Origin of the sequence: Shigella sp. FC1567, assembly GCF_001743015.1 — a bacterium.
Taxonomy (GTDB): domain Bacteria; phylum Pseudomonadota; class Gammaproteobacteria; order Enterobacterales; family Enterobacteriaceae; genus Escherichia; species Escherichia coli.
This window is the reverse complement of the sequence record NZ_MIIV01000425.1, coordinates 1-355: the sequence shown is the minus strand read 5'-3', so window position 1 is coordinate 355 and position 355 is coordinate 1. Positions and strand designations below refer to the sequence as shown.

Annotated in this window: 1 pseudogene; it reads right to left on the bottom strand. The window is 54.4% G+C overall.

Annotation, left to right across the window (positions count from 1 at the left end):
* Window positions 1-355, bottom strand: a pseudogene (locus tag BHE85_RS19190) (DNA methyltransferase); the annotation flags it as partial.

The following is a 355-nucleotide window of genomic DNA, read 5'->3' as shown; positions in this document are numbered from 1 at the left end:
TACGGCCCCTGATAATGTTCCGCGAACAGAATGCGCTCTGTGGCGGGGAAATACGCCCGCAGGCTTTCCTTGTTGCATCCGTTCCAGCGTCCGGACGGCTTCGCTCAGATAATATGGTTCAGCACACTGAAGCGTTCACGCATCATGATTTCGATATCAGATGCCAGGCGATGACCACAGAACAGGTAAAGACTTCCGGCAGGTTTCAGCACCCGCCAGAACTGCGCCAGACACTGGTCCAGCCACTTCAGGTAATCATCGTCGCCCTTCCACTGGTTATCCCAGCCCTCAGGCTTCACTTTAAAGTACGGCGGGTCCGTGACTATCAGGTCAACAGAATTTTCGGGTAACGACC